We start from the raw sequence: 22,921 nt of genomic DNA on the forward strand, positions 1-22,921 counted from the left end.
GGACGCGCAGATCCGGCACGCCATCACCCAGATCCTGCACTGGGCGAAGGACCGCGGCGTCAACGCGATCGCGATCGAGGACCTGGACTTCACCGCCGAGAAGACCCGCGAGAAGCACGGCCGCAAGAAACGGTTCCGTCAGCTCATCTCCGGCATCCCGACCGGCAAGCTCAAGGCCCGGCTCGTCTCCATGGCCGCCGAGACCGGCCTGTCCGTCGTGGCCGTGGACTCGGCCTACACCTCGATGTGGGGAGACCAGCACTGGCGCCAGCCCATGCAGACGCCCCGCCGCAAGATGTCCCGTCACGATGCCGCCGGCATCGCGATCGGACGACGCGCCCTCGGACACCCGATCCGGCGACGGACGACACCGCCCCACGACGACCGGAGTGATCGTCATGGGCATCGGACCGCCCAGGCCGGACCAGGCACCCGAGGGCGTGAGGAAACCCGCCCACCCGTCACGGAACGTGCACACGATGCACGCGCCCGAACAGGGACACAACACGGAACGCGGGAGACCAGCGCATCCAAAACCGTTCGGGATACGCGCAGTGCCGGGCAGTGGGTCCAAGACTCACTCCTGCTCACTGATTAGGAACGGTCTGTACATGGCACGACCGCAACGCATTGTCCTCGTCCGGCACGGGGAGTCCGAAGGCAACGTCGACGACACGGTGTACGAGCGTGAGCCGGACCACGCGCTGAGGCTCACCTCCGCCGGGCTGCGGCAGGCCAGGCAGACGGGGGTGCGGCTGCGCGAGATGTTCGACGGCGAGCGGGTCAGCGTGTACGTCTCCCCCTATCGCCGCACGCACGAGACGTTCAGATCCTTCGGCCTCGACCTTGAACGGGTGCGGGTGCGGGAGGAGCCGCGGCTGAGGGAGCAGGACTGGGGGAACTGGCAGGACCGGGACGACGTGAGGCTGCAGAAGGCGTACCGGGACGCTTACGGTCACTTCTTCTACCGCTTCGCGCAGGGAGAATCCGGGGCCGATGTGTACGACAGGGTCGGCGCCTTCCTGGAGAGTCTGCACCGGAGTTTCGAGGCCCCCGACCACCCGCCGAACGTGCTGCTGGTCACGCACGGACTGACCATGCGGTTGTTCTGCATGCGCTGGTTCCACTGGTCGGTGGCCGAGTTCGAGTCGCTGTCCAATCCGGGCAACGGGGAGACGAGAACGCTGATCCTCGGCGAGGACGGGCGCTACACCCTTGACCGGCCGTTCGAACGCTGGCGCGTACCCGAGCCGTACGGCATCACCGGATAGAGTGGAAGGGCGATGACAACCGCTGACTCTGCAACCGATCAACGTCTCGAACGTGCCTTGGCCAGCTTGCGTGGACTGGCTGTGGGAGACGCGCTGGGTTCCCAGTTCTTCGTGCCGGCGAACTACCCGCTGCTGAAGCGGCGCGAACTTCCCCCCGGCCCCTGGCAGTGGACGGACGACACCGAGATGGCGTCCTCGGTGCTGGCCGTGCTGGCGGAGCACGAGCGGATCGACCAGGACGCGCTCGCGCGTTCCTTCGCCGAGCACCACGACTTCGACCGCGGATACGGCCCTGCCGTGAACCGGCTGCTCAGGCTGGTACGGGAGGGCGGCGACTGGCGGGAGCTGGCGTCCGCGCTGTTCAAGGGGCAGGGCTCCTGGGGCAACGGCTCGGCGATGCGCATCGCGCCGCTCGGCGCCTGGTACGCGGACGACCCGGAGCAGGCCACGCACCAGGCCGAGATCTCTTCGTACACCACGCACCAACACCGCGAGGCGGTCGTGGGTGCGATGGCCGTCGCGGGCGCGGCCTCACTGGCGGCATCGACCACGGGACCGCCCACCCCGACAGAGCTTCTCGACGGTGTGATCGCGCTCGTGCCGCGCAGCGCGGTCGGTGCCGGGCTGCGCCGGGCGCGCGACATGCTCGACTACGGCGACGCGGGAACGGTCGCCGCGGTGCTCGGCAACGGCAGGCGCACCAGCGCACACGACACCGTCCCGTTCGCCCTCTGGTCGGCGGCGCGAAGCCTCGGCGATTTCGAGCAGGCCTTCTGGGTGACGGCCCAGGCAGGCGGCGATGTCGACACCACCTGTGCCATCGTCGGCGGGATCCTGGCGGCGGGAAGCGCAGGCGCGCCACCTGCCCACTGGTCGGCGCAGACGGAGGAACTGCCGGACTGGCTGCTGCGGTAGGACGAGGGCGACGACAGCGCCGTCGTCCTGGTGCGTCAGCCGGACCACCGACTGTCACGGTACTGCCACAGCCCTTCCGCGCACGGCCGGTGACCGTAGGGGGAAGCTACTCTTTCGGCCTCGCCGCCCATGGTGATCATCCTTGCGGGCGTGCACCGAATGAGACGCCGGGGTGCCCCCGTGCTGCCCAGCGGCCGTGCGCGCGGATTCCGGTGGGGGAGGGGTCCCATGTCCGATCAACCATCGAAGTCGCCCCGGCCGGAGGATGCCTCCGAGCGGCCCGAGCCGTCGGGGCAGGCCGAGCCGTCGGAGCGGCCCAGGACGTCAGGGCCGGTCGCGTCCGCTCCGTCCGCTGTGTCGTCCATGCCGTCAAAGGGGCGACTGCCGGAGTCCCGCGGCGCCGCCCCGGAACCGCAGAAGGTGCCGACCGGCAGGCAACCGGGCGGACAACAGCCACCCCCCACCCCTTGGCAGCACGGCAACCCCCAGCCCTCGGTGCTGTCGCGGCTGCGCCCGGCCGAACCGACCACCATCCGCAGTGCGACGCTCTGCTGCGTGCTCGCCACCGCGATACTGAGCGCCCTGCTGCTGGGTGAGGGCCTCGGTTCGAACCTGTTGATCGTCGCGGTTCCCGCCGCGCTCGCGGCCTTCTTCGCCGCTCGGGCGGCCGGTCGCCGCCTCCGTCCGTGGACAGCTGTCTGGGCGGTCGGTGGCCTGGCTCTCCTCGTCGTCCCGGCCCTTCGGGACGCCGGATGGCCCACCTTCCTCGCCGTCGTGTCGGCTGTCGCCCTGGGCTCGCTCGCTCTGCACGGCAGTCGTGGCTGGCTAGGGGTGCTGCTCGGCTCACTGGGCCTCTTCAGTTCCGTCACCGAGGGTGTGGCCTGGGGGGCGCGCGGCGTGCGCGAACGGATGGCGGACTCCCGAGGCCGGTGGGGCGTCGTCTTCCGCACCACTGCGGTCGCTGTGGTTCTGCTCATCGTGTTCGGGGCACTCTTCGCAAATGCCGATGCCGCCTTCGCCGATGTGCTCGGCAGCCTCGTCCCCGATGTGTCGGTGGGCGACAGCCCCTGGCGGTCGTTCCTCTTCGTGATCGGCCTGGTCGGCGCACTCGCCGCCGCGTACACGGCGGCCGCCCCGGTGCGCTGGGACGCCATCACCGTTCCTCCGGGGAGGGCGCGCGGGCGGTTGGAATGGGCACTGCCGCTCATTGTGCTGAATCTGCTGTTCGCCGCGTTCATCACCATCCAGCTCACCGTGCTGCTCGGCGGATACGACAAGGTGATGGCCGAGACCGACCTCAGCTACTCCCCATACGCTCGGCAAGGCTTCTGGCAACTGCTGTGGGCCACGCTCCTCACGCTGTTGGTGATCGCGCTCGCCCTGCGTCGGGCCCCCCGCGGACAGGGGAGTGACCGCACTCTCGTACGGAGCGTGCTCGGCGTGCTGTGTCTGCTCACCCTTGTCGTCGTGGCCTCCGCACTGAGGCGCATGGACCTGTACGTGGAGGCGTACGGCCTGACACGGCTGCGCATATCCGTGGCCGCGGTCGAACTCTGGCTGGGCGTGGTGCTCGTCCTGATCATGATCGCCGGAGTGTTCGGTGCCCGACTGCTGCCACGCGCCGTCGCCGCGAGCGCGGCCGTCGCCGTGCTGACGTTCGGCCTGATCTCGCCCGACGGCCTGATCGCCGAACAGAACGTTCAGCGGTACCGTGATGACCACTCCATCGACATCGATTACGTACAGCGCCTCTCGGCCGACGCCGTGCCTGCCCTGGACGCACTGCCGGAGCCACTGCGCTCATGCGCCCTCATGGAGATCGATCGGTCGCTGCGGTCATCCGACGCCCCTTGGTACGCCACCAGTTGGTCCGAGGCGCGGGCCCGCGACATTCTGGGAGAACGGGGTTCGGGCGATCTCGCGCGGGTGTGCCAGGCTTCGCGCACAGGCGGCGGCTTCGGTGCTGACGAAGGCGATCCGTACGACCCGTACTGACGCGAGCGGAACGGGAGAGGCGCGGCCGCGCCCATGTGCGGCGGCCCGCATGTGCCACGTTCCGTGATTCACGAATCCGGCATGCTGAGCGTGTTCGATCGGTGATCCTGGCCGCCTCTTCGGGGCGTCGGCACACCCCTTCGTGATCACCATCCCGTATGCGCGGTGCTTCGGACCCATGGCCCTCAGGCTTCGGACATGTGGCCCTCCAAAAAGCGGAATGCCGCGGTCCACGATCTTGTCGCAATCCGTTCTGCGACTCGGTGTGCGGCCCGGCCGGTCGTCGGGCGACCCGGGGTGTTGTCGGCGTTCCCATCGGCGTACGCTGACAGGCGCCATGCCGTACGAACCACCCACGCACACCGTCGAGCGCTCACTGCGCGCTACCACTGGTGCCAAGACCGTCGCCGGTGTCGACGAGGTCGGACGCGGAGCGTGGGCGGGACCGGTCACCGTGTGTGCGGCCGTCACCGGCCTTCGCAGACCTCCCGCCGGACTCACCGACTCCAAGCTGATCAGCCCCAAACGCCGCGCGGAGCTGGCGCCGTTGCTGGAGCGCTGGGTCACCGCGTTCGCTCTGGGGGACGCCTCTCCGCAGGAGATCGACGACCTGGGCATGACGGCTGCGCTTCGGCTGGCCGCCGTGCGCGCGCTCGAAGCCCTGCCGGTGCGTCCCGACGCGGTGATACTCGACGGCAAACACGACTACCTGGGACAGCCCTGGCAGGTCCGCACGGTGATCAAGGGTGACCAGTCCTGTATCGCGGTCGCGGCGGCTTCGGTGATCGCGAAGGTGCGACGGGACACGATGATGGCCGAACTGGGCGCGGTTTCCGGTGAGTACGCCGCCTTCGCCTTCGACGCCAACGCGGGTTATCCGTCGCCTGTGCACAGGGCCGCGCTGGAGCAGTGGGGGCCCACGCCCCATCACCGTCTCTCGTGGTCCTACCTGGACGCGCTGCCCAGGTGGCAGCACCTCAAGAAGGTCCGTTTCTCCGCCGAGGCGGCTGCACTGGAAAGCGGGGGCCAACTCGGCTTCGACTTCTGATCGCGCACATGTACCCACCCGCTGATGCCCCGTGTGTCGGCGTTTGATAGACAACCACCCATGCCTCTCATCCCCGAGGAGCCTCAGATTCACGAGAGCGCCCAGGGTCCCCGCGTCACTCCGGCCGCAGGCCGTACCGCGCCGACCCCCCGTCCTGTACCCGGTCCGCGTTCAGCGGCCACGCCGCGCCCCGGTCGTCCGGGTCCCGGCCCCGCGAGGCCCGCGCCCCCGGCGCAGCGCCCGCACCCCACCCCCGGCCAGTCGAAGCCGGCCCGGCCGGAGAATCGTTCCGCGCCGCAGATCCAGCTCATTCCCGCCTCTGTCGCCGGTGCTCTCGACGCCGCCGACGAAGCGGTGGATCTGCTGCTCGAATCCGGGCGCGCACCGGGCGACATCCTGGTGCTGACCACCGGAGAGCAGCACCCGTGGGCCCTGCATGAACTCTCCTTCGGTGACGCCGCCTACTGGGCGCAGCACGAAGCCGGCGACGACGTCTTCTTCGCCGGTGCCGCAGCCTCGGACCGGCTCGGGCTGCGGCCCGTCGTCGTCGTCGCCGTCAACGGCGGCGACACGGTCGCCGACGCGCTGTCCGGTGCCCGTGAACGTGCCGGAGCCCTGTTGATCGTCTGCGGGGACCCTCAGACGATCAACGCGGTGCTCGGCGCCGGCGTCTGAACCGCAGGACACCCCGAAGCGTGGTGACCCGGCTGCCCGATGGGGCGGCCGGGCCCGCGACCACCGGTCAGCGTGCCGCGGTCCGCCGTTGCGCCTGAGCGGCGCCGCCGCCTGTGCGCTGTGGCACGGAATCGCGGCCGAGTGTCGTGTCGGCGAGGGCGGACGGCTGCGATGTGGAGTCGGGCCGACGTCCGCCCCGGCCCTCGCCCAGCACCTGCCAGCCGCCGCGGGTGAGTGTGATGTACGAGCCGCACCGCAGGCCGTGCAATGTGCAGGCGTCCCGCAGGCCCCACATCCACGCGCCGTCCTCCTCCGTCCAACGCTCGTCGCCCTCACGGCAGTAGAGCAGTACGGCGGTACGGACGGGAGTGCGGCGGCGGAGGTCGTGCGGGATGACCCGGCGCAGATTCGACAGCAACGCGTTGCGGAACTCCCAGCCGTCCGCGGTCATGGAGCGGCGCGCGAACGAGGCACTGGCCGCGAGGCGTTCCTCGTGGTCGAGTACGGCGACGACAGCGGTTGTCGGCGTCGGTCGGTGGCGGGCGTGCAGGCCGCTGACGACCTCGCGCGGGCTGCGCAACAGGGGTATGCCCGCCTCTGCCCACTCGGCCGGTTCCAGCAGCCGGGCCAGGCGGTTGGCGGATTCGGTGGACGCCGAAGACGTCGGCATCGGAGTGTCTGCGGACGGAGCGAATCCGAAGGTCACGGTCCTCCCTTCGCATACGCGCCCACGGTGCGGGCAAGGTCGGGTGGGGGCGCACCGCGGCACAGCCCTTCCGGGCCGCGAAAGGACCGTGCGGGGAGCGAGCCCAATTCTTCCTGGCGTATCGGCGGGCGGCAACGAGCAATTGGCACAGCTGACGGGTATCAGGGGAAATGACTCTGATATCCCTGCCCACGCCGTGCCCGGGTAACGCCTCCCGTCCCGTCCGAACGGCCGGTACCAGCGGAAACACCGCCGACGCGGTGTCGGTGCAACAGCCGCAGCCCCGGTCGCCGCGGCAAGCCGGGGCAGGAACCGGCCCCGGAATTCGGGATGGTTGAGCCGCTCGGTCGCCGAACCGGGAAGGCGTCGGGCTCCGAGTGGAACTGGCGTCCTGACCTGCATGGACGCAACCATCGGTGAGGGGCGTGGCCGAGCGCCCCGGTCTGCGGGCCGTGATCGATGCGTGGTCGGCACCCTTTGTGATCAAACTGTCACGGGGGGTGAATTGGTCGATTGTCCTTGCCATCGGGTTGCATGGGGGCATGGACAACCTGGAGCTCCGCACCGAAGCCGATGCCGTTCTCGCCGAACTCGTCGGTGACCCGAGCGGTTCGGCACGGCTCCGGGAGGACCAGTGGCAGGCGGTGGCGGCTCTGGTGGAGCAGCGCCGTCGTGCGCTGGTGGTACAGCGCACGGGTTGGGGCAAGTCGGCGGTGTACTTCGTGGCCACCGCTCTGCTGCGCCGGCGTGGCGCCGGCCCGACGGTGATCATCTCGCCGCTGCTGGCACTGATGCGCAACCAGGTCGAGTCGGCGGCGCGGGCCGGCATCCACGCGCGGACCATCAACTCGGCCAACCCGGAGGAATGGGAGACGATCTACGGGGAGGTCGAGCGCGGTGAGACCGATGTTCTCCTCGTGAGTCCGGAACGCCTCAATTCTGTTGATTTCCGCGATCAGGTGCTGCCCGAGCTCGCGGCCACGACCGGTCTGCTCGTGGTCGACGAGGCGCACTGCATCTCCGACTGGGGCCACGACTTCCGCCCCGACTACCGGCGACTGCGGGCGATGCTGACCGAGCTGCCCGCCGGCGTGCCGGTGCTGGCCACCACGGCGACCGCCAACGCGCGGGTCACCGCGGATGTGGCCGAGCAGCTGGGCACCGGTGCCGGCGAGGCCCTGGTGCTGCGCGGCCGGCTGGACAGGGAGAGTCTGCGGCTGGGTGTGGTCCAGCTGCCGGACGCCGCGCACCGCCTGGCCTGGCTCGCCGAGCACCTGGACGATCTGCAGGGTTCCGGAATCATCTACACCCTCACTGTCGCCGCGGCCGAGGAGGCCACCGCCTTTCTGCGTCAGCGCGGCTTCCGCGTGGCCTCGTACACGGGGAAGACGGAGAACGCGGACCGGCTGCAGGCCGAGGTCGACCTGCAGGAGAACCGGGTGAAGGCACTGGTCGCGACATCGGCGCTGGGTATGGGCTACGACAAGCCGGACCTGGGTTTCGTGGTGCATCTGGGTTCGCCGTCCTCGCCGATCGCCTACTACCAGCAGGTGGGCCGCGCCGGCCGCGGGGTCGAGCACGCCGATGTCCTGCTGCTGCCGGGCAAGGAGGACGAGGCCATCTGGCGTTACTTCGCCGATACGGCCTTCCCGCCCGAGGCACAGGTCCGTCAGACCCTCTCGGCCCTCGCCGGTGCGGGACGGCCGCTGTCAGTGCCGGCCCTGGAGGCGGCGGTGGATCTTCGGCGCAGCCGACTGGAGTCGATGCTGAAGGTGCTCGATGTCGATGGCGCGGTCAAGCGGGTGAAGGGCGGCTGGACCGCCACGGGAACCGAGTGGGTGTACGAGGCCGAACGTTACGCGTGGGTGGCTCGGCAGCGAGCTGCCGAGCAGCAGGCCATGCGCGATTACGCGAGCACGTCCCAGTGCCGGATGGAGTTCCTGCGCCGACAGCTGGACGACGAGGGCGCCGCCCCGTGCGGTCGTTGCGACAACTGCGCGGGAGCCTGGGCCGATCCCGCTGTCTCGACGGAGACGTTGACGGGGGCGACGAAGGAACTGGACCGCCCGGGGGTGGAGGTCGAGCCGCGCCGGATGTGGCCGACGGGGATGCCCGCACTGGGCATCGACCTCAAGGGGCGCATTCCGGCCAAGGAGCTGTGTTCCACGGGGCGGGCCCTCGGACGGCTCTCGGACATCGGCTGGGGCAACCGGCTGCGTCCGCTGCTGGCCGAGAACACGCCCGACGGTCCGGTCCCCGACGACGTACTGCGGGCCGCGGTGGCGGTCCTCGCCGACTGGGCACGCTCCTCGGGCGGTTGGGCACCGAACGTCCCGGACGCCTCGGCCCGGCCGGTGGGAGTGGTCGCTGTACCGTCCCTGACCCGACCCCAGTTGGTGGGCTCCCTCGCCCGGGGAATCGCGACCACCGGCCGCCTCCCCTTTCTGGGCACCCTGACGTACACCGACCCGAGCGGCGCGCACGCGGCACGCCGAAGCAACTCCGCCCAACGCCTCCGGGCGCTGTCCGGCAGCTTCGCTGTCTCCGAGGAGCTGGCTGATGCCCTGGCGAGTTCTCCGGGTCCCGTCCTGCTCGTGGACGACTCCACCGAGTCCGGCTGGACCCTCGCAGTCGCTGCCCGCCTGCTGCGCCAGGCAGGCAGCGAACAAGTCCTTCCGTTGGTCCTCGCTGCGGCTGGCTGAGATGTCCCGTGCTCGTGCCCGACGAACCACAGCTCGGCGTGCCGAGTTCGGGGGTGACGACGCCGAAGCACGTCCCCGGCCCGGCGTCCCCGCCGCTCATGACGACCTCGTCCTGGCCCCCTTGCCAAGGATCCCGACAACCGCCCCGCATCAGCGGCCGGGGTCTGCGGCCGCCTTCGTGAACTTGCCACCGCAATCCCAGCACCCGGTGCCGGATCCCGTCGGCTCGGCGCGGACGTGAGCCCGCCGTGATTCAAACGAGACGCCCTAACCGATCGAGAAGGTGGCACCGGGCGCGGCATGGTCGACGGGACCGTCGAACCGGGCCGAGGCGCGTGCCACCGCCTGCTGCGGGGTGAGGAACCGGCCGACGTGGGTGACGATCAAACGGCCTGCCCGGGCCGCGTCGGCCGTGTCGCCGGTGTCTTCGGGCGTGTGGTGCACCTGTTCGCCCTCGGCCGGCGCATGGGCGCTCTCGGCCTCGCACAGCAGCACATCGCACCCCTCGGCCAGCTGTGTGAGGTTCACGCACGGCGCTGTGTCTCCGGAGTAGACCAGCGATCGGTTCGCGGCCTCGATGCGTACGGCGAAGGCCGGGATGCCGTGCGCCACCGCCCGGCTGGTCAAGGTGAGTGCGCCGACACGTGCCTGATTCCCGTCGTGCAGCTCATGAATGGCGAAGGCGGACTCGACCGGGCTGCTCTGCGAGGTGTTCGTCAGGAAGTGGACGAGCCGTGCGGCGATGCCTGGCGGCCCAAACAGGGGGATGGGCGCGGCGAGTTGTATGTCCGCGAACAGTGCCGCGTAGTAGGCGGTGAGCAGATCCGCGCTGTGATCAGCGTGCAGGTGCGAGATCCAGATCGCGTCCAGCTCATCGAGCCGGACGTGCCGCTGCAACTGCGCCAGCGTCCCGCTGCCCGCATCCACCCAGACCCGAGTGCCGCCGCTGGACACCAGATAGCCGGAGCACGGGTTGTCCACGCTCGCATAGGGCGTCGCAGACCCCAGGACGGTGAGACGGAGAAGATCGCTGGCCATCCGGGGAGTCTATAGAACACTTGATCCATAAGCAGTGACGTCTCTCCCGTGAAACGGCGCTGTGCGGCTGAGCGCCGGGTTGCCGTCTGCTGCTGCGCGCCCCGCGGCTGTGCTGCCAGGCCGAGGTGAGACATCGCCTGCCGCTACCAGCCCGCCTCCACCATCTGCGGAATGGGCGGCGACTGGCACGACGTCATCGCGTCCCCACGCCGAGGGGCGCTCCGGTGGGGAGGTCGAGGAAGGTCCGTCGGTGTAGAGCAGCAACCCGTCTCCGGGCTCGATCCGCAACCGGCTGGTCTCGAAGGGGACGCTCTGATCGAAACCCGCAGCCAAGCCCTCGACACGCGACTGGCCGTCCTCCTGCGGTTCCCCGCGACATCGCCGCGTCGGCTGGAGGAAGAACTCCCCCAGCCGCTGCCGCCGGACAGGAACCCGCTCCACCGCATCCGGGCGCTCCCGTACCGGTCGCCGACCGCAGTGTCAGTGCCGCCTGCCATCCTGGTGGGATGCCTGGCGGCGCCCATCACCGAAGCCGATGCCGCCGCCGGGCACACCCCTGCGCGGGGCCAACACGGAGCACGGCACTCTGTCCCGAGTCATGAGCCGGCAGCGGCCGCCCTTCAGCGATCGGTCACACGCCTGCCCACACTTTCTGAACTGGTCACCCGGGTCGGCGCTCAAATGAAAAAGCCGCAGGAGCCCTGAACAACGGACAGAGACCGTGTGTGGACAAGACAGGGTCTCCGGGCTGACCAACAGCACATCCACCTCCCCGGCCGCCACCTCGGCCTGGACCGTGTGCCCCCATGCAACCCGATGGCTACGACAAACCGCCAACGACCTCGCGACCCCTGTGGATAACTTTATCCACAGGGGTCGCGGAAAGGGGCCGCTCGCGGGACGGTCATGCCATGAACCAGCACGACGAAACCAACGGTCCGGTCGAAGAGCAGCAGATCACCCTGCGGGGCCCTGCCGAGCTCGCCGACGCCCTCCCGTACCTCATGGGGTTCCACCCGAACGACAGCGTGGTCATGGTCGCCCTGCACGGTGGCCGAGGTCGTTTCGGCGGGCGGCTCAGGCTCGGCATCCCACAGTCACCGCAGGAATGGCCACCCGTCGCCGAGCAGCTCGCCGAGTGTCTGATCAAGGGGAGCGAGCGGCGAGGACAGCGTCCTGACGCGATCGTCGTCTTTCTCTGCCAGGATCCTGCCGAAGGCGAGAGCAGCAGTCGGATCATGGAGCGGCTCCGGCCCCTCGCCCAGCGTCTGCGGACAGCGTGCGGCGCGCTCGACGTGCCCGTTCTCGAAGCACTCTGCATCTCGGACGGCCGGTACTGGTCGTACTGCTGCCCGGATGAGCGCTGCTGTCCGGCCGAAGGGAACCCATTGGCCTTGCCCGGCACCTCGGTGATGGCGGCCGCCGCCGCATACGCGGGTATTCAAGTGCGCGGAACGCTGCGGGAGATGGAAGCCAGGCTCATGCCTCTGCGCACCCCGGCCGCTGCGGAGCAGCAACGGGCTCTCGACTCGGCCGGGGCCGAGCTGATGCCGAAGATCTTGGACGAGGTGGGACGCAGGGACGTGGCCCGGGAGACCTTGGGGCTTGCCCGGAGGCTCATGAAACGGCTCAGCGAGGCGCCGGTCGTGGTGCCATCCGCCTCGGACTTCGATGACGACCGGTTGATCAGTCACGACGAGGCCGCCACGGTGATCCTCGGGCTGCAGGACCGGGACACCCGCGACAAGGCCGCCGAATGGATGGAAGGGCCGGAAGCAGGCTCCGCGTTGCGGCTCTGGCAGGCGCTGTCCCGTCGCTGCGTCGCACCGTACGAGGAGCACGCCGCGGCGCCGCTGACCTTGGCAGAGTGGGTCTCCTGGTCGACGGGGGACGAGCCGGCCGCACGGGTCGCGCTGGGGCTCGCCCTGCGCGTGGACCCCGGGTACACCTTTGCTCAACTTCTCCACGAGGCGTGCAACCAGGGGCTCGATCCGGAGACGCTTCGCCGTTGTCTCCGAGGGGAACGCCGTGCCCGGACGATCCGGCGAGTCCAACGCACGGACCGGAGCACACGGCCTCGCACGGTACGCCGGACCGCCACGCGGCCGAGGAAGACTCCATCCGGCTCCGCCCGACCCGGTACAGCTGCTGCCCGACGGCGGCCCGGGCAGGCCTCTCCCGGCCGCCGCGGATCCAGGGACGGTCGTTGATCTCCGCGCCTCGCCGCTCCGCGACACGTCTGATCAGCGTTCCGACAGGGAGAACCCCCTGATCCGCACCGCGCGGGGAGCGACGGTTGCGAGAGAAGGCCGACGTTCGTTCCCTGCACCGTGGGGGACGGCTCAGGAGGAGTCCAGGAGTGTGCACGGACTCGGTGATCTCCAGGCCGCTGGTCGGCGTCCGGGGATTCCCGGCCAGTGAGCGCTGGGGGCGCCGAACATCCCGCCCCGCGTCGCAGCGGCGCTCGGGCCGGGGATCCGCCCTCCGGACGCTTCCGTCGGGCAACGACGTCGGGCCCCGACGAGGAATCCGGCGCCTTGACGGACGACGAGTACGGCGCCGAGCAGCGCGACGAGCACGGCGAAGGCGGTCGGGCCGAAGAGCATGGCGAAGGGAGTGTTTATCGTCAGGCAGACGACTATGATCACCGCATGCCGCCCTACGACCCGTCGACCTTCCCGCCCTTCGCTGTCACCGTCGACCTGGTTGTGCTCACGGTGCGCCGCCATGCGCTCTGTGCGCTGGTGGTTCGCCGCGGTGAGCCGCCCTTCCAGGGGCGATGGGCACTGCCCGGCGGGTTCGTCAAAGCCGATGAGGATCTCGGGGCCGCGGCAGCGCGTGAACTCGTCGAGGAGACCGGGCTGTGTGCCCAGGATCCGGCCGCGCCGGCAGTGGGCCATGGCGCCCATCTGGAACAGTTGGCCACCTACGGCGACCCCGGGCGCGACCCTCGGATGAGGGTGGTGAGCGTTGCTCACCTCGCTCTGGCCCCCGACCTGCCGGCCCCACGGGCGGGCGGCGACGCGAACAGTGCGCGTTGGGCGCCGGTGGGGGATCTGCTCGGCCCGGAGGGCGGGGTAGGCCATGAGGGCGAAAATCAGGCTCCGCTGGCCTTCGATCACGCGCAGATTCTTGCCGACGGTGTCGAACGGGCGCGTTCCAAGATCGAGTACTCCTCTCTGGCCACCGCTTTCTGCCCGCCGGCGTTCACGGTCGGTGAGCTTCGGAGGGTGTACGAGGCGGTATGGGGCGTGGTCCTCGACCCGCGGAACTTTCACCGCAAGGTGACAGGAACCCCCGGATTCCTCGTGCCCGCGGGCGGGACGACCACGCGACAGGGCGGCCGTCCCGCCCAGCTCTTCCGTGCCGGAGCGGCCACGGTCCTCAACCCGCCGATGCTGAGGCCGGAAGTCTGACCTCACGGAACACTCGTAAGGTCAGTGCTGCGCAAAAAGTCGGATATGTCGCGTTATCTTGCTGCGGTACCCGCCCTGCCGCCGAGCGGTCTCACCTCCCGCGAGAGAAGCGATGCTCCAGGCCATCGGACTCACCAGCTCCCCCCGCCGCGGCCTTCCGGTCGCCGTGGACGACCTCACCTTCGAAGCCCGGCCCGGCCACGTCACCGCACTTCTGGGGGCTCCCGGTTCGGGCAAGACCGCGGCTCTCCGCCTGATGCTCGAACTCGACTCGGGCCGGGGGGTCACCTACTTCCGGGGCAGACCGTTGCACCGCATCCGCCACCCGGCGCGTGAGGTGGGCGTACTCCTCGGGGATGTGCCGGGTCACCCCGCCCGCACCGTCCGAGGCCAGCTCCGCATGCTCTGCGCCGCCGCAGGCGTGCCGGCGTCCCGGGCCGACGAATTGCTCGAAGCCGTCGGTCTCGCCGGACTCCGGGACCACCGCATCGGCACGCTCTCCCTCGGCATGGACCGCCTGCTCGCCCTCGCTTCGGCGCTGCTCGGTGACCCGCACACGCTGGTCCTCGACGACCCCGCAGAAGGCCTCTCTCCGCGCGAGGAGTACTGGGTGCATGAGCTGCTGCACTCCCATGCGGGCCGGGGCGGGACCGTTCTCTACACCACGGCCGACCCCAAGGAGGCCGCGCGAGCCGCCGACCGCGTGGTCACCATCGAGCACGGACGCCTCGTCGCGGACCAGAGCGCCGACGACTTCTCCCGGACTCGCCTCCGTCCCCGGGTCGTGGTACGGACCCCGCACGCGGCCCGCCTCGCTGCCGTCGTCGGTCGCGAGGCCCGAGCGGCCAGACGCTCGGTCGAGGTGGTCACCGAAGCGAGCGGCCGCCTCTCCGTGTACGGCTCTACCTGTGCGGAGATCGGCGACGCGGCGTTCCGGCACGGGCTCCCGGTGCATCAACTCGCCGACGAGGTGGCCGACACCGGTCCCGCAGGCGCCACGACCCCCGCGGACCATGCTCACGGCGAGAAGGAAGCCGCACCGCAGCCTGCCGCGCGTGCGTCCGGCGCGGAACCGCTGCCGTCGATCCGACGCCGCCCGGCCCGCAGCCCGCTCCGGCCCCTGCGGTACGAACTCCGTCGCCTCCTCGGGGTCAGAACGGCAACGTTGGTCATGGCCGCCGTTCTTGTCGCCTCGGTCGGGCTCTCCGTCCTCCTCGCCCGCTCCGGCCACGCTCAGCTGCCGAAGGTGCTGGCGGCGTGGCCGTCATCGCTGCCGTTGCCCCCTGCGGCAATCGGCGCAGGAGTGCTCGGCGCCATCTCGTTCGGCGACGAATTCCGCTACCCCGCTCTCGCGGCGGGCCGAGGCTCCGTCCCCCGCCGCCTGGGACTCCTCCTCGCCAAGCTGCTGGTATCGGCGGGCGTCGCCCTGGTGCTCGCCCTGGCTGTCGTGCTGGCCGCCGCCGAAGCTCTCCACCTGGTCTATGGCGACGATCTGCTGCGGATTCCGCCGAATCCGGTAGCCATGGGTGCAAGTTGGGGAGGGCTGACCGTGGGCTGCGCCTGGGCGGGTCTCCTGGCTGCCGGCGTCTTCAGAGTGGCGACGGCGGGCGTCGCCGCGGTGCTGGCCATTCCCGTGCTCGTTGTTCCGCTTGTCCAGAACGTGCTGACGGGATCGGTCTCTCGTCCGATCGACGGCCTTCCGGGCCGGCTTCGAGAGCTGATGTGGCCGCGCTGGCCGCACGAGACGGACCGATGGGTGGCGGTCGTCGTGCGCGTGGTGACGCACCCCGTGGGGACCGCACTGTCACTGTCGTTGTCGGTCCTGATCTGTGCGTATCTGTTCACCAGCCTTCGCAGCAGGGTCCGTTGGTGATCGCGGCGCGGTGATCGAGCGCTCGCAGCCCCGCAACTTCCCGGAAGTCGCCCGATTTCCACCAATAAGGCGTCAATTGGGGGGTGGGTGCCGATCACCCTTTCGTGTGCTTTTCACCAAAGACCTCAAGGGCCGGGCGAGCCGCGCCGACAAAGGATGCGTGAGTACCCTTGCGCACACCATGATGACCGCCGCCCGCTCCGCCGATTCCGGCCTCGCCGGCCCGGGTGAACTCGATCGCTACCCGTACGCGGAGGCGCCGGCCGGCGAGCGCGCCCCTCTTCGTTCCTGGGACGGCCCCGATGCCGAGCTCGGCCGGGCGGGTCGGCGGGGCTCGGCCAGTCGTGGCCGCGGCCTCCACGGCCAACTCGTTCAGCAGTTGGGTCAGATGATCGTCTCCGGCGACCTGGGCGCCGACCGTCCTCTGGTGCCGGAGGAGATCGGCCAGCGTTTCGAGGTCTCCCGCACCGTCGTACGCGAATCGCTGCGCGTCCTTGAGGCCAAGGGCCTGGTCAGCGCCCGGCCCAACGTGGGTACCCGGGTCCGCCCGGTCAGTGACTGGAATCTGCTGGACCCCGACATCATCGAATGGCGCGCCTTCGGCCCTCAGCGCGAGGACCAGCGTCGCGAACTGGGGGAGCTCCGATGGACGATCGAGCCGCTCGCTGCCCGTCTCGCCGCAGGTCATGGCCGCGAGGACATCCAGCAGCGCCTGGGTGACATGGTCGAGATCATGGGGCATGCACTCGGGCAGGGTGACGGGATCACCTGCTCCAGGGCCGATGTGGAATTCCATTCCCTGCTCATTCAGGCGGCTGGCAATCGCATGCTCGAGCACCTCTCCGGCATCGTTTCCGCGGCCCTGCAGGTCTCCGGCGGCACCGTCACGGGCTGCGACCGTCCCACTGAGGCATCCCTCGGTCACCATGCGCGAATCGTCGACGCCCTCGCGTCCGGTGACTCGGCGGGCGCCGAGGCGGCCATGCGTCAACTGCTCGTCGTCCACCCCGAGGTGGAGCGGGTGGTGCCCGCGCCCCGCGAGCACTGAGCGCAGCACGGCCAGGGTGTACGAACCACGTGTCGCCGGGCCCAGGCGGTCCGGCGGCACAATTGTGGTGGGATGGCACTCCTGGTCACGTTCGTCGCAAATGAGGTGTGACTCGGGCCACGCGGATTGGGCGTAACACTCCTCGAAACAGTGCGATGACTTAAGAGGTGACCGCCACGGAAGGAATACAGCAGCCGTTCAGTGCGCTGTGCAGTTCTGAGGCCAAACCCGCGCCGTCGGTACATTCCCAGCCCGACGGTCGTCGGCTCCAGCCCTCTCCAGGGCCGGGCCGGAAGCCGTTTCCATCGTTCCGAGAGGTTGTTCGTGTCGGCCAGCACATCCCGTACGCTCCCGCCGGAGATCGCCGAGTCCGAGTCTGTGATGGCGCTCATCGAGCGGGGAAAGGCTGATGGGCAGATCGCCGGCGATGACGTGCGTCGGGCCTTCGAGGCTGACCAGATTCCGCCAACCCAGTGGAAGAATGTTCTGCGCAGCCTCAACCAGATCCTCGAGGAAGAGGGTGTGACGCTGATGGTCAGTGCCGCGGAGCCGTCGAAGCGTGCCCGCAAGAGCGTCGCAGCAAAGAGCCCGGTCAAGCGCACCGCCACCAAGACTGTCGCGGCCAAGACGACCGTGACCAGGACCGTCGCGACCACTGCCGCCCCGTCGGCAGAGACCGTGGACGTGGTGGCTGAGGACGCTGCCGCGACCGGCCCTGCGAAGAAGGCAGCAGCCAAGAAGACGGCCGCAAAGAAGACCGCCGTGAAGAAGACGGCGGCCAAGAAGACAGCAACGAAGAAGTCCGGAAAGTCGGACGACGAGCTCCTCGACGGCGACGAGGCGGCCGAGGAAGTAAAGGCCGGCAAGGGCGAGGAAGAGGAGGCCGAGGGCGAGAACAAGGGTTTCGTCCTCTCCGACGACGACGAGGACGACGCTCCCGCGCAGCAGGTCGCCGTCGCCGGCGCCACCGCCGACCCGGTCAAGGACTACCTGAAACAGATCGGCAAGGTTCCCCTCCTCAACGCGGAGCAGGAGGTCGAGCTCGCCAAGCGCATCGAGGCCGGTCTGTTCGCCGAGGACAAGCTGGCGAATTCGGACAAGCTCGCGCCGAAGCTCAAGCGCGAGCTGGAGATCATCGCCGAGGACGGCCGCCGAGCCAAGAACCACCTTCTGGAGGCCAACCTCCGTCTCGTGGTTTCGCTGGCCAAGCGCTACACCGGCCGCGGCATGCTCTTCCTGGACCTGATCCAGGAAGGCAACCTCGGTCTGATCCGCGCGGTCGAGAAGTTCGACTACACCAAGGGCTACAAGTTCTCCACGTACGCCACCTGGTGGATCCGTCAGGCGATCACCCGCGCCATGGCCGACCAGGCCCGCACCATCCGTATCCCGGTGCACATGGTCGAGGTCATCAACAAGCTCGCCCGTGTGCAGCGTCAGATGCTCCAGGACCTGGGCCGCGAGCCCACGCCGGAGGAGCTGGCGAAGGAACTCGACATGACCCCCGAGAAGGTCATCGAGGTCCAGAAATACGGTCGTGAGCCGATTTCCCTCCACACCCCGCTGGGTGAGGACGGAGACAGCGAGTTCGGTGACCTGATCGAGGACTCCGAGGCGGTCGTGCCGGCCGACGCGGTCAGCTTCACGCTCCTCCAGGAGCAGCTGCACTCGGTGCTCGACACGCTCTCCGAGCGTGAGGCGGGCGTGGTCTCGATGCGCTTCGGTCTCACCGACGGCCAGCCGAAGACGCTGGACGAGATCGGCAAGGTCTACGGGGTGACGCGTGAGCGCATCCGTCAGATCGAGTCGAAGACCATGTCGAAACTGCGCCACCCGTCGCGTTCCCAGGTGTTGCGCGACTACCTCGACTAGGGATTTCCGTTTGGATCGGGGCGCGACACCGGGGCATGTGAGCCCGGCCTGATCCAAACGAGAGATCCTGGGCCGCAGAAAGTACGCGCGGAGGGCCGGGTTCCCATGGGGGAGCCCGGCCCTCGGCCTATCTGGGGGTGCGGTGAATGACGAGTGGGATGACTCTGGGTGGTGATGGTTCACCACAGAGTCAGGAGTGCGCATGTCCCGTACCGTCTTCCGTGTCATGGCCGGGGTGTTCGCCCTGGTTGCCGCCACGGCCGTGATACCGCTCGGATCCCCTGCTCAGGCCGTTGCGAACAACGTCGTCATCGGTGGTGAGCCGGCGCACGTCAAGGACAGTCCCTGGGTCGTGGCGCTGTCCAGCCGCGACCGGTTCGGCGGCAAACGCGCAGGCCAGTTCTGTGGGGGCGTCGTCGTGGGACCGAAGAAGGTGTTGACCGCTGCGCACTGCCTGAGCCGGGAGGCTCTCGGTGTCGAGTTCGGCAAAGTGCGCGATCTTCGGGTCATCACCGGCCGGGACTCCCTGCTCGGGGCCGACGGCAAGGAGATCGCGGTGCAGAAGGCATGGAGCAACCCAGGATTCGACCCCGTCACGAACGCGGGAGACCTGGCGGTGCTCACTCTGGCCGACTCGTTGCCTGCGAAGAGCGTGGTCCCGATGGCCGAGTCCGGTGACGCGGGGTACACGCCGGGCACCGGCGCCGTCGTCTACGGCTGGGGTGACACGACCGGCAACGGTGACTACGCGTCGTCCCTTCACTCCGCCAAGGTGAGCGTTTTGCCGGACAGTCTCTGCGCGCAGGCCTACCCGGGGGGCAGGGACGGCACGTACAACCCCTCAGCGATGCTCTGCGCGGGCGAACTGCTGGGTCGGTATGACGCATGCCAGGGCGACAGCGGAGGGCCGCTGGTGGCCGGTGGGCGGCTCATCGGGCTGGTGTCCTGGGGGAACGGTTGCGCTCGGATGGGGAGCCCGGGTGTCTACACGCGGATCTCCGCCGCGATCGGCTGGATGCCGGGTGGTGGCTGAACGGCATCGTCGCGCAGCTACGAGAACGGGCGGCTTCCCTCTTCGGGAAGCCGCCCGTCGGCCGGTCCGGGACCTGCCCCAGGCTCGTCGTGGATGCGAGGTGTCAGTGTTCCTCTTCGGTGGCTTGGGCCTGTACGGCCGTCAGCCGGTCCGTCTCATCCTGTATTTCCGCGGCGATCTTCTTGAGTTCCGGCTCGAACTTGCGACCGTGGTGGGCGCAGAAGAGCAGTTCACCGCCGCTGATCAGGACGACGCGCAGATATGCCTGGGCGCCGCAACGGTCGCAGCGGTCTGCTGCGGTCAGCGGGCTCGCGGGGGTCAGAACAGTAGTCACGTCGCCTCTTCTCTAGCTCGACGAGCTGTCGTACCAGGGTCAACATCCAACCAGGCCGAAAACGTTCCCGCTCGTGGCTTTTCTTCGAAACTTCTTCTCAAGATGGCTGTTTGTTGCCGGTTGGCGGCGAATGTGCCGTATTGCGTAGCGCTACGGTTTCGCGTTGCTTGTCGTTGGTGGATCCTCCCGGCCGGCTTGCCGGTTTGTTCATGAGGACGTGCCCGGAGCCTAAATGGTTCATGCCTGGAAGGGAACGTGATGTGCGCGTCACTCCTGCGAGGGATCGAACGTGTATGCGAGGCTGGACTAGTGTGAGGGTTCTCGGAGGGTGGCGTTACAACCGCTCTACCAGGCCTCGGTACCCTCTCAGCGGCGACCGAAGCCGAGCCCGATACCCACCTGGGCCCCAAATGAAATTCAGCGAGGAGCGAACCGCGTGACCGCCGATACGTCCGTGCCGTCCACTGCGCTGCTGACCGGAGCAGACCGAGACGGTTCCAACTACACCGCGCGGCACCTGCTCGTACTCGAGGGGCTCGAAGCGGTTCGCAAGCGTCCCGGGATGTACATCGGATCCACCGACAGCCGCGGTCTCATGCACTGCCTCTGGGAGATCATCGACAACTCCGTCGACGAAGCTCTCGGCGGCTACTGCGATCACATCGAGGTCATCCTCCACGACGACCAATCCGTGGAGGTCCGGGACAACGGGCGCGGCATCCCGGTCGACGTCGAGCCCAAGACGGGGCTGTCCGGCGTCGAAGTCGTGATGACCAAGCTGCACGCCGGCGGAAAGTTCGGCGGCGGCTCCTACGCGGCGTCGGGTGGTCTGCACGGAGTGGGCGCCTCCGTGGTCAACGCGCTCTCCGCCCGGCTCGACGTCGAGGTCGACCGCAACAGCGCGACCCATTCGATCAGCTTCCGGCGCGGAGTGCCCGGGATCTTCACCGAGCAGGGGCCGGACAGTCCGTTCGACCCGGCCAACGGCCTGCTCAAGGGCAAGAGGGTGCCCAAGGCGCGCACCGGTACCAGGGTGCGTTACTGGGCGGACCGGCAGATCTTCCTCAAGGACGCCAAACTCAACCTGGAGACGCTCCACCAGCGGGCCCGGCAGACTGCCTTCCTCGTCCCTGGGCTCACGATCGTCGTCCGCGACGAACGGGGTCTCGACGGCGAGGGCAAGACCGAGGAGACCTTCCGTTTCGACGGCGGAATCAGTGAATTCTGCGAGTACCTCGCCCAGGACAAGGCGGTCTGCGACGTTCTGCGCCTGACCGGCCAGGGCACGTTCAAGGAGACCGTGCCGGTCCTGGACGAGCGCGGGCACATGACGGCGACGGAGGTCACCCGTGAACTCGCCGTCGACATCGCCCTGCGCTGGGGCACCGGGTACGACACCAACCTCAAGTCCTTCGTCAACATCATCGCCACCCCCAAGGGCGGCACGCATGTGACCGGATTCGAACGCTCCGTGACCAAGACGGTCAATGAGGCGCTGCGCTCCGCCAAGCTGCTCCGCGTCGCCGAGGACGACATCGTCAAGGACGACGCGCTGGAGGGCCTCACCGCTGTCGTCACCGTGCGGCTGGCGGAGCCGCAGTTCGAGGGCCAGACCAAGGAGGTGCTCGGCACCTCGGCGGCCAATCGGATCGTCGCCAATGTCGTGGCCAAGGAACTGAAGGCATTCCTGACCTCGACGAAGCGCGATGCCAAGGCCCAGGCCAGGGCGGTCCTGGACAAGGCCGTCGCGGCCGCACGGACCCGTATCGCGGCCCGCCAGCACAAGGACGCGCAACGCCGCAAGACAGCGTTGGAGTCCTCCTCGCTGCCGGCCAAGCTCGCCGATTGCCGCAGCGACGACGTGGACCGCAGCGAACTCTTCATCGTCGAGGGCGACTCCGCGCTCGGTACGGCCAAACTCGCCCGGAACAGCGAATTCCAGGCGCTGCTGCCGATCCGGGGCAAGATCCTCAACGTCCAGAAGGCATCCGTCTCGGACATGCTGAAGAACGCCGAGTGCGGGGCGATCATCCAGGTCATAGGAGCCGGGTCGGGGCGCACCTTCGACATCGACGCCGCTCGCTACGGGAAGATCGTCCTGCTCGTGGACGCCGATGTCGACGGCGCGCACATCCGCATTCTGCTGCTGACGCTTTTCCAGCGCTACATGCGGCCCATGGTCGAGGCGGGCCGGGTCTTCGCCGCGGTACCCCCGCTGCACCGGATCGAGCTGGTCCAGCCCAAGAAGGGCCAGGACAAGTACATCTACACGTACTCCGACAACGAGCTGCGCCAGCGGCTGCTGGAGCTCCAGCGGAAGAACATCCGGTACAAGGAGTCGATCCAGCGCTACAAGGGGCTGGGCGAGATGGACGCCGACCAACTGGCAGAGACCACGATGGACCCCCGGCACCGCACCCTGCGGCGGATCAACATCGGCGATCTGGAATCGTCCGAGCAGGTCTTCGACCTGCTGATGGGCAATGAGGTGGCGCCGCGCAAGGAATTCATCACCAGCTCGGCCGCCACCCTGGACCGCTCGCGCATCGACGCCTGAGCGATGCCGTCTCCACCCGGGGGTGGAGACGGCGACTCCACCCGCGATCGACCCCTGAGCCGATCACTGGCAGATCACGACAACGACGACGGCGACGATCACCAGGATGTTGACGGCCCGGACATGGCTGCCTCCGAGACGCGAGAAGGTTGAACGCCTTCGACGCTACGGAAACAGCCAGGTCGGGGGCGGTGAGCCGTCGCGGCCGGTGTGGAAGGACCGCGTGTGACGCGCACGACCTGGACGGCCTGGCCGTCCCGTGAAGCCCTCTCGCCGGGGGCGTCGCACCCGCCCGCGCGCGGTGATCGCCTGGTCCGTCCGGGTCGCTCTGCTCACGGGCATGCTGTGGGGCACTTTCACCAGCGGACGGTTCGGCCCCTGGGAGGTGGCCCTCGGGCTGGTGTGCGTCGTGGGCTGTGCGGTCGCCGCGTGGGCCTT

The 22,921-nt window shown here is 69.1% G+C and carries 18 protein-coding genes; 14 read left to right on the top strand and 4 right to left on the bottom strand.

Annotated features, from left to right (window positions below; genetic code table 11):
* From ACF1B9_RS22120 to ACF1B9_RS22130, 3 genes are all read left to right on the top strand, one after another.
* Positions 1–598 (top strand): IS200/IS605 family accessory protein TnpB-related protein (locus ACF1B9_RS22120; protein WP_391795933.1); only part of this gene is annotated, 598 nt, incomplete at its 5' end.
* Positions 599–611: 13 nt separating this feature from the next.
* The gene (locus ACF1B9_RS22125) at positions 612–1,271 is read left to right on the top strand and encodes a histidine phosphatase family protein (RefSeq protein WP_351075142.1); all 660 of its coding nucleotides are present in this window, start codon (positions 612–614) and stop codon (positions 1,269–1,271) included.
* 12 nt (positions 1,272–1,283) lie between these two features.
* Entirely contained in the window at positions 1,284–2,186 is a 903-nt protein-coding gene (locus ACF1B9_RS22130) for an ADP-ribosylglycohydrolase family protein (RefSeq protein ID WP_376272412.1), read from the top strand.
* Between the two features lie 236 nt (positions 2,187–2,422).
* Here the strand turns inward: ACF1B9_RS22130 and ACF1B9_RS22135 are convergent, their stop codons facing one another.
* Positions 2,423–2,551: a hypothetical protein gene (locus tag ACF1B9_RS22135; RefSeq protein WP_391743190.1), complete on the bottom strand. Its 129-nt coding sequence runs from the start codon at positions 2,549–2,551 to the stop codon at positions 2,423–2,425.
* Between ACF1B9_RS22135 and ACF1B9_RS22140 the strand changes: the two genes are divergently transcribed.
* The 3 genes from ACF1B9_RS22140 (at position 2,550) to ACF1B9_RS22150 (ending at position 5,904) form a co-directional block, all read left to right on the top strand.
* Positions 2,550–4,181, top strand: a complete 1,632-nt coding sequence (locus ACF1B9_RS22140) for a DUF4153 domain-containing protein (RefSeq protein WP_391743191.1) — start codon at positions 2,550–2,552, stop codon at positions 4,179–4,181. The two genes, ACF1B9_RS22135 and ACF1B9_RS22140, sit on opposite strands and share 2 nt — an antisense overlap.
* Positions 4,182–4,518: 337 nt before the next feature.
* On the top strand, positions 4,519–5,229 hold the full coding sequence (locus ACF1B9_RS22145; protein WP_391743192.1) for a ribonuclease HII: 711 nt from the start codon (positions 4,519–4,521) through the stop codon (positions 5,227–5,229).
* A gap of 60 nt (positions 5,230–5,289) precedes the next feature.
* Positions 5,290–5,904, top strand: coding sequence for a hypothetical protein (locus tag ACF1B9_RS22150; RefSeq protein ID WP_391743193.1), 615 nt, complete (start codon positions 5,290–5,292; stop codon positions 5,902–5,904).
* A 67-nt stretch (positions 5,905–5,971) separates the two neighbouring features.
* Here the strand turns inward: ACF1B9_RS22150 and ACF1B9_RS22155 are convergent, their stop codons facing one another.
* Positions 5,972–6,610: a hypothetical protein gene (locus tag ACF1B9_RS22155; protein WP_391743194.1), complete on the bottom strand. Its 639-nt coding sequence runs from the start codon at positions 6,608–6,610 to the stop codon at positions 5,972–5,974.
* 542 nt (positions 6,611–7,152) lie between these two features.
* Here ACF1B9_RS22155 and ACF1B9_RS22160 point away from each other — a divergent pair.
* Positions 7,153–9,312: a RecQ family ATP-dependent DNA helicase gene (locus tag ACF1B9_RS22160; RefSeq protein ID WP_391743195.1), complete on the top strand. Its 2,160-nt coding sequence runs from the start codon at positions 7,153–7,155 to the stop codon at positions 9,310–9,312.
* 267 nt (positions 9,313–9,579) lie between these two features.
* On the opposite strand, the gene ACF1B9_RS22165 is transcribed toward ACF1B9_RS22160, so the two are convergent.
* On the bottom strand, positions 9,580–10,350 hold the full coding sequence (locus tag ACF1B9_RS22165; protein ID WP_391743196.1) for an MBL fold metallo-hydrolase: 771 nt from the start codon (positions 10,348–10,350) through the stop codon (positions 9,580–9,582).
* Positions 10,351–11,261: 911 nt separating this feature from the next.
* Between ACF1B9_RS22165 and ACF1B9_RS22170 the strand changes: the two genes are divergently transcribed.
* The 6 genes from ACF1B9_RS22170 to ACF1B9_RS22195 all read left to right on the top strand — a co-directional run bounded on the left by ACF1B9_RS22170 (position 11,262) and on the right by ACF1B9_RS22195 (position 19,592).
* Complete coding sequence (locus ACF1B9_RS22170; RefSeq protein WP_391743197.1) at positions 11,262–12,560, top strand: DUF4192 domain-containing protein; 1,299 nt, start codon at positions 11,262–11,264, stop codon at positions 12,558–12,560.
* A 441-nt stretch (positions 12,561–13,001) separates the two neighbouring features.
* A complete protein-coding gene (locus ACF1B9_RS22175) occupies positions 13,002–13,766 on the top strand; it encodes an NUDIX domain-containing protein (RefSeq protein ID WP_391743404.1) in 765 nt (254 codons plus the stop codon).
* Between the two features lie 112 nt (positions 13,767–13,878).
* A complete protein-coding gene (locus ACF1B9_RS22180; RefSeq protein ID WP_391743198.1) occupies positions 13,879–15,639 on the top strand; it encodes an ATP-binding cassette domain-containing protein in 1,761 nt (586 codons plus the stop codon).
* Between the two features lie 160 nt (positions 15,640–15,799).
* Positions 15,800–16,687 (top strand): FadR/GntR family transcriptional regulator, encoded by an 888-nt coding sequence (locus tag ACF1B9_RS22185; protein WP_351075127.1) that lies wholly within the window; start codon positions 15,800–15,802, stop codon positions 16,685–16,687.
* A gap of 324 nt (positions 16,688–17,011) precedes the next feature.
* On the top strand, positions 17,012–18,559 hold the full coding sequence (locus tag ACF1B9_RS22190; RefSeq protein ID WP_391743199.1) for an RNA polymerase sigma factor: 1,548 nt from the start codon (positions 17,012–17,014) through the stop codon (positions 18,557–18,559).
* Positions 18,560–18,761: 202 nt separating this feature from the next.
* Entirely contained in the window at positions 18,762–19,592 is an 831-nt protein-coding gene (locus ACF1B9_RS22195) for a S1 family peptidase (protein WP_391743200.1), read from the top strand.
* 103 nt (positions 19,593–19,695) lie between these two features.
* Here ACF1B9_RS22195 and ACF1B9_RS22200 read toward each other — a convergent pair whose 3' ends face one another.
* The gene (locus tag ACF1B9_RS22200) at positions 19,696–19,926 is read right to left on the bottom strand and encodes a hypothetical protein (protein ID WP_283854449.1); all 231 of its coding nucleotides are present in this window, start codon (positions 19,924–19,926) and stop codon (positions 19,696–19,698) included.
* 436 nt (positions 19,927–20,362) lie between these two features.
* Between ACF1B9_RS22200 and ACF1B9_RS22205 the strand changes: the two genes are divergently transcribed.
* Positions 20,363–22,483, top strand: coding sequence for a type IIA DNA topoisomerase subunit B (locus ACF1B9_RS22205; RefSeq protein WP_376211849.1), 2,121 nt, complete (start codon positions 20,363–20,365; stop codon positions 22,481–22,483).
* Positions 22,484–22,921: the final 438 nt, after the last annotated feature.

Origin of the sequence: Streptomyces sp. NPDC014727 (assembly GCF_043083485.1) — a bacterium.
Taxonomy (GTDB): Bacteria; Actinomycetota; Actinomycetes; order Streptomycetales; family Streptomycetaceae; genus Streptomyces.

Bases quoted from the DNA above. Each gene is read 5' to 3' on its own strand.
- ACF1B9_RS22125 (WP_351075142.1), top strand. From the start codon at position 612: ATGGCACGACCGCAACGCATTGTCCTCGTCCGGCACGGGGAGTCCGAA.
- ACF1B9_RS22130 (WP_376272412.1), top strand. From the start codon at position 1,284: ATGACAACCGCTGACTCTGCAACCGATCAACGTCTCGAACGTGCCTTG.
- ACF1B9_RS22140 (WP_391743191.1), top strand. From the start codon at position 2,550: ATGCCGTCAAAGGGGCGACTGCCGGAGTCCCGCGGCGCCGCCCCGGAA.
- ACF1B9_RS22135 (WP_391743190.1), bottom strand. From the start codon at position 2,551: ATGGACGACACAGCGGACGGAGCGGACGCGACCGGCCCTGACGTCCTG.
- ACF1B9_RS22145 (WP_391743192.1), top strand. From the start codon at position 4,519: ATGCCGTACGAACCACCCACGCACACCGTCGAGCGCTCACTGCGCGCT.
- ACF1B9_RS22150 (WP_391743193.1), top strand. From the start codon at position 5,290: ATGCCTCTCATCCCCGAGGAGCCTCAGATTCACGAGAGCGCCCAGGGT.
- ACF1B9_RS22160 (WP_391743195.1), top strand. From the start codon at position 7,153: ATGGACAACCTGGAGCTCCGCACCGAAGCCGATGCCGTTCTCGCCGAA.
- ACF1B9_RS22165 (WP_391743196.1), bottom strand. From the start codon at position 10,350: ATGGCCAGCGATCTTCTCCGTCTCACCGTCCTGGGGTCTGCGACGCCC.
- ACF1B9_RS22170 (WP_391743197.1), top strand. From the start codon at position 11,262: ATGAACCAGCACGACGAAACCAACGGTCCGGTCGAAGAGCAGCAGATC.
- ACF1B9_RS22175 (WP_391743404.1), top strand. From the start codon at position 13,002: ATGCCGCCCTACGACCCGTCGACCTTCCCGCCCTTCGCTGTCACCGTC.
- ACF1B9_RS22180 (WP_391743198.1), top strand. From the start codon at position 13,879: ATGCTCCAGGCCATCGGACTCACCAGCTCCCCCCGCCGCGGCCTTCCG.
- ACF1B9_RS22195 (WP_391743200.1), top strand. From the start codon at position 18,762: ATGTCCCGTACCGTCTTCCGTGTCATGGCCGGGGTGTTCGCCCTGGTT.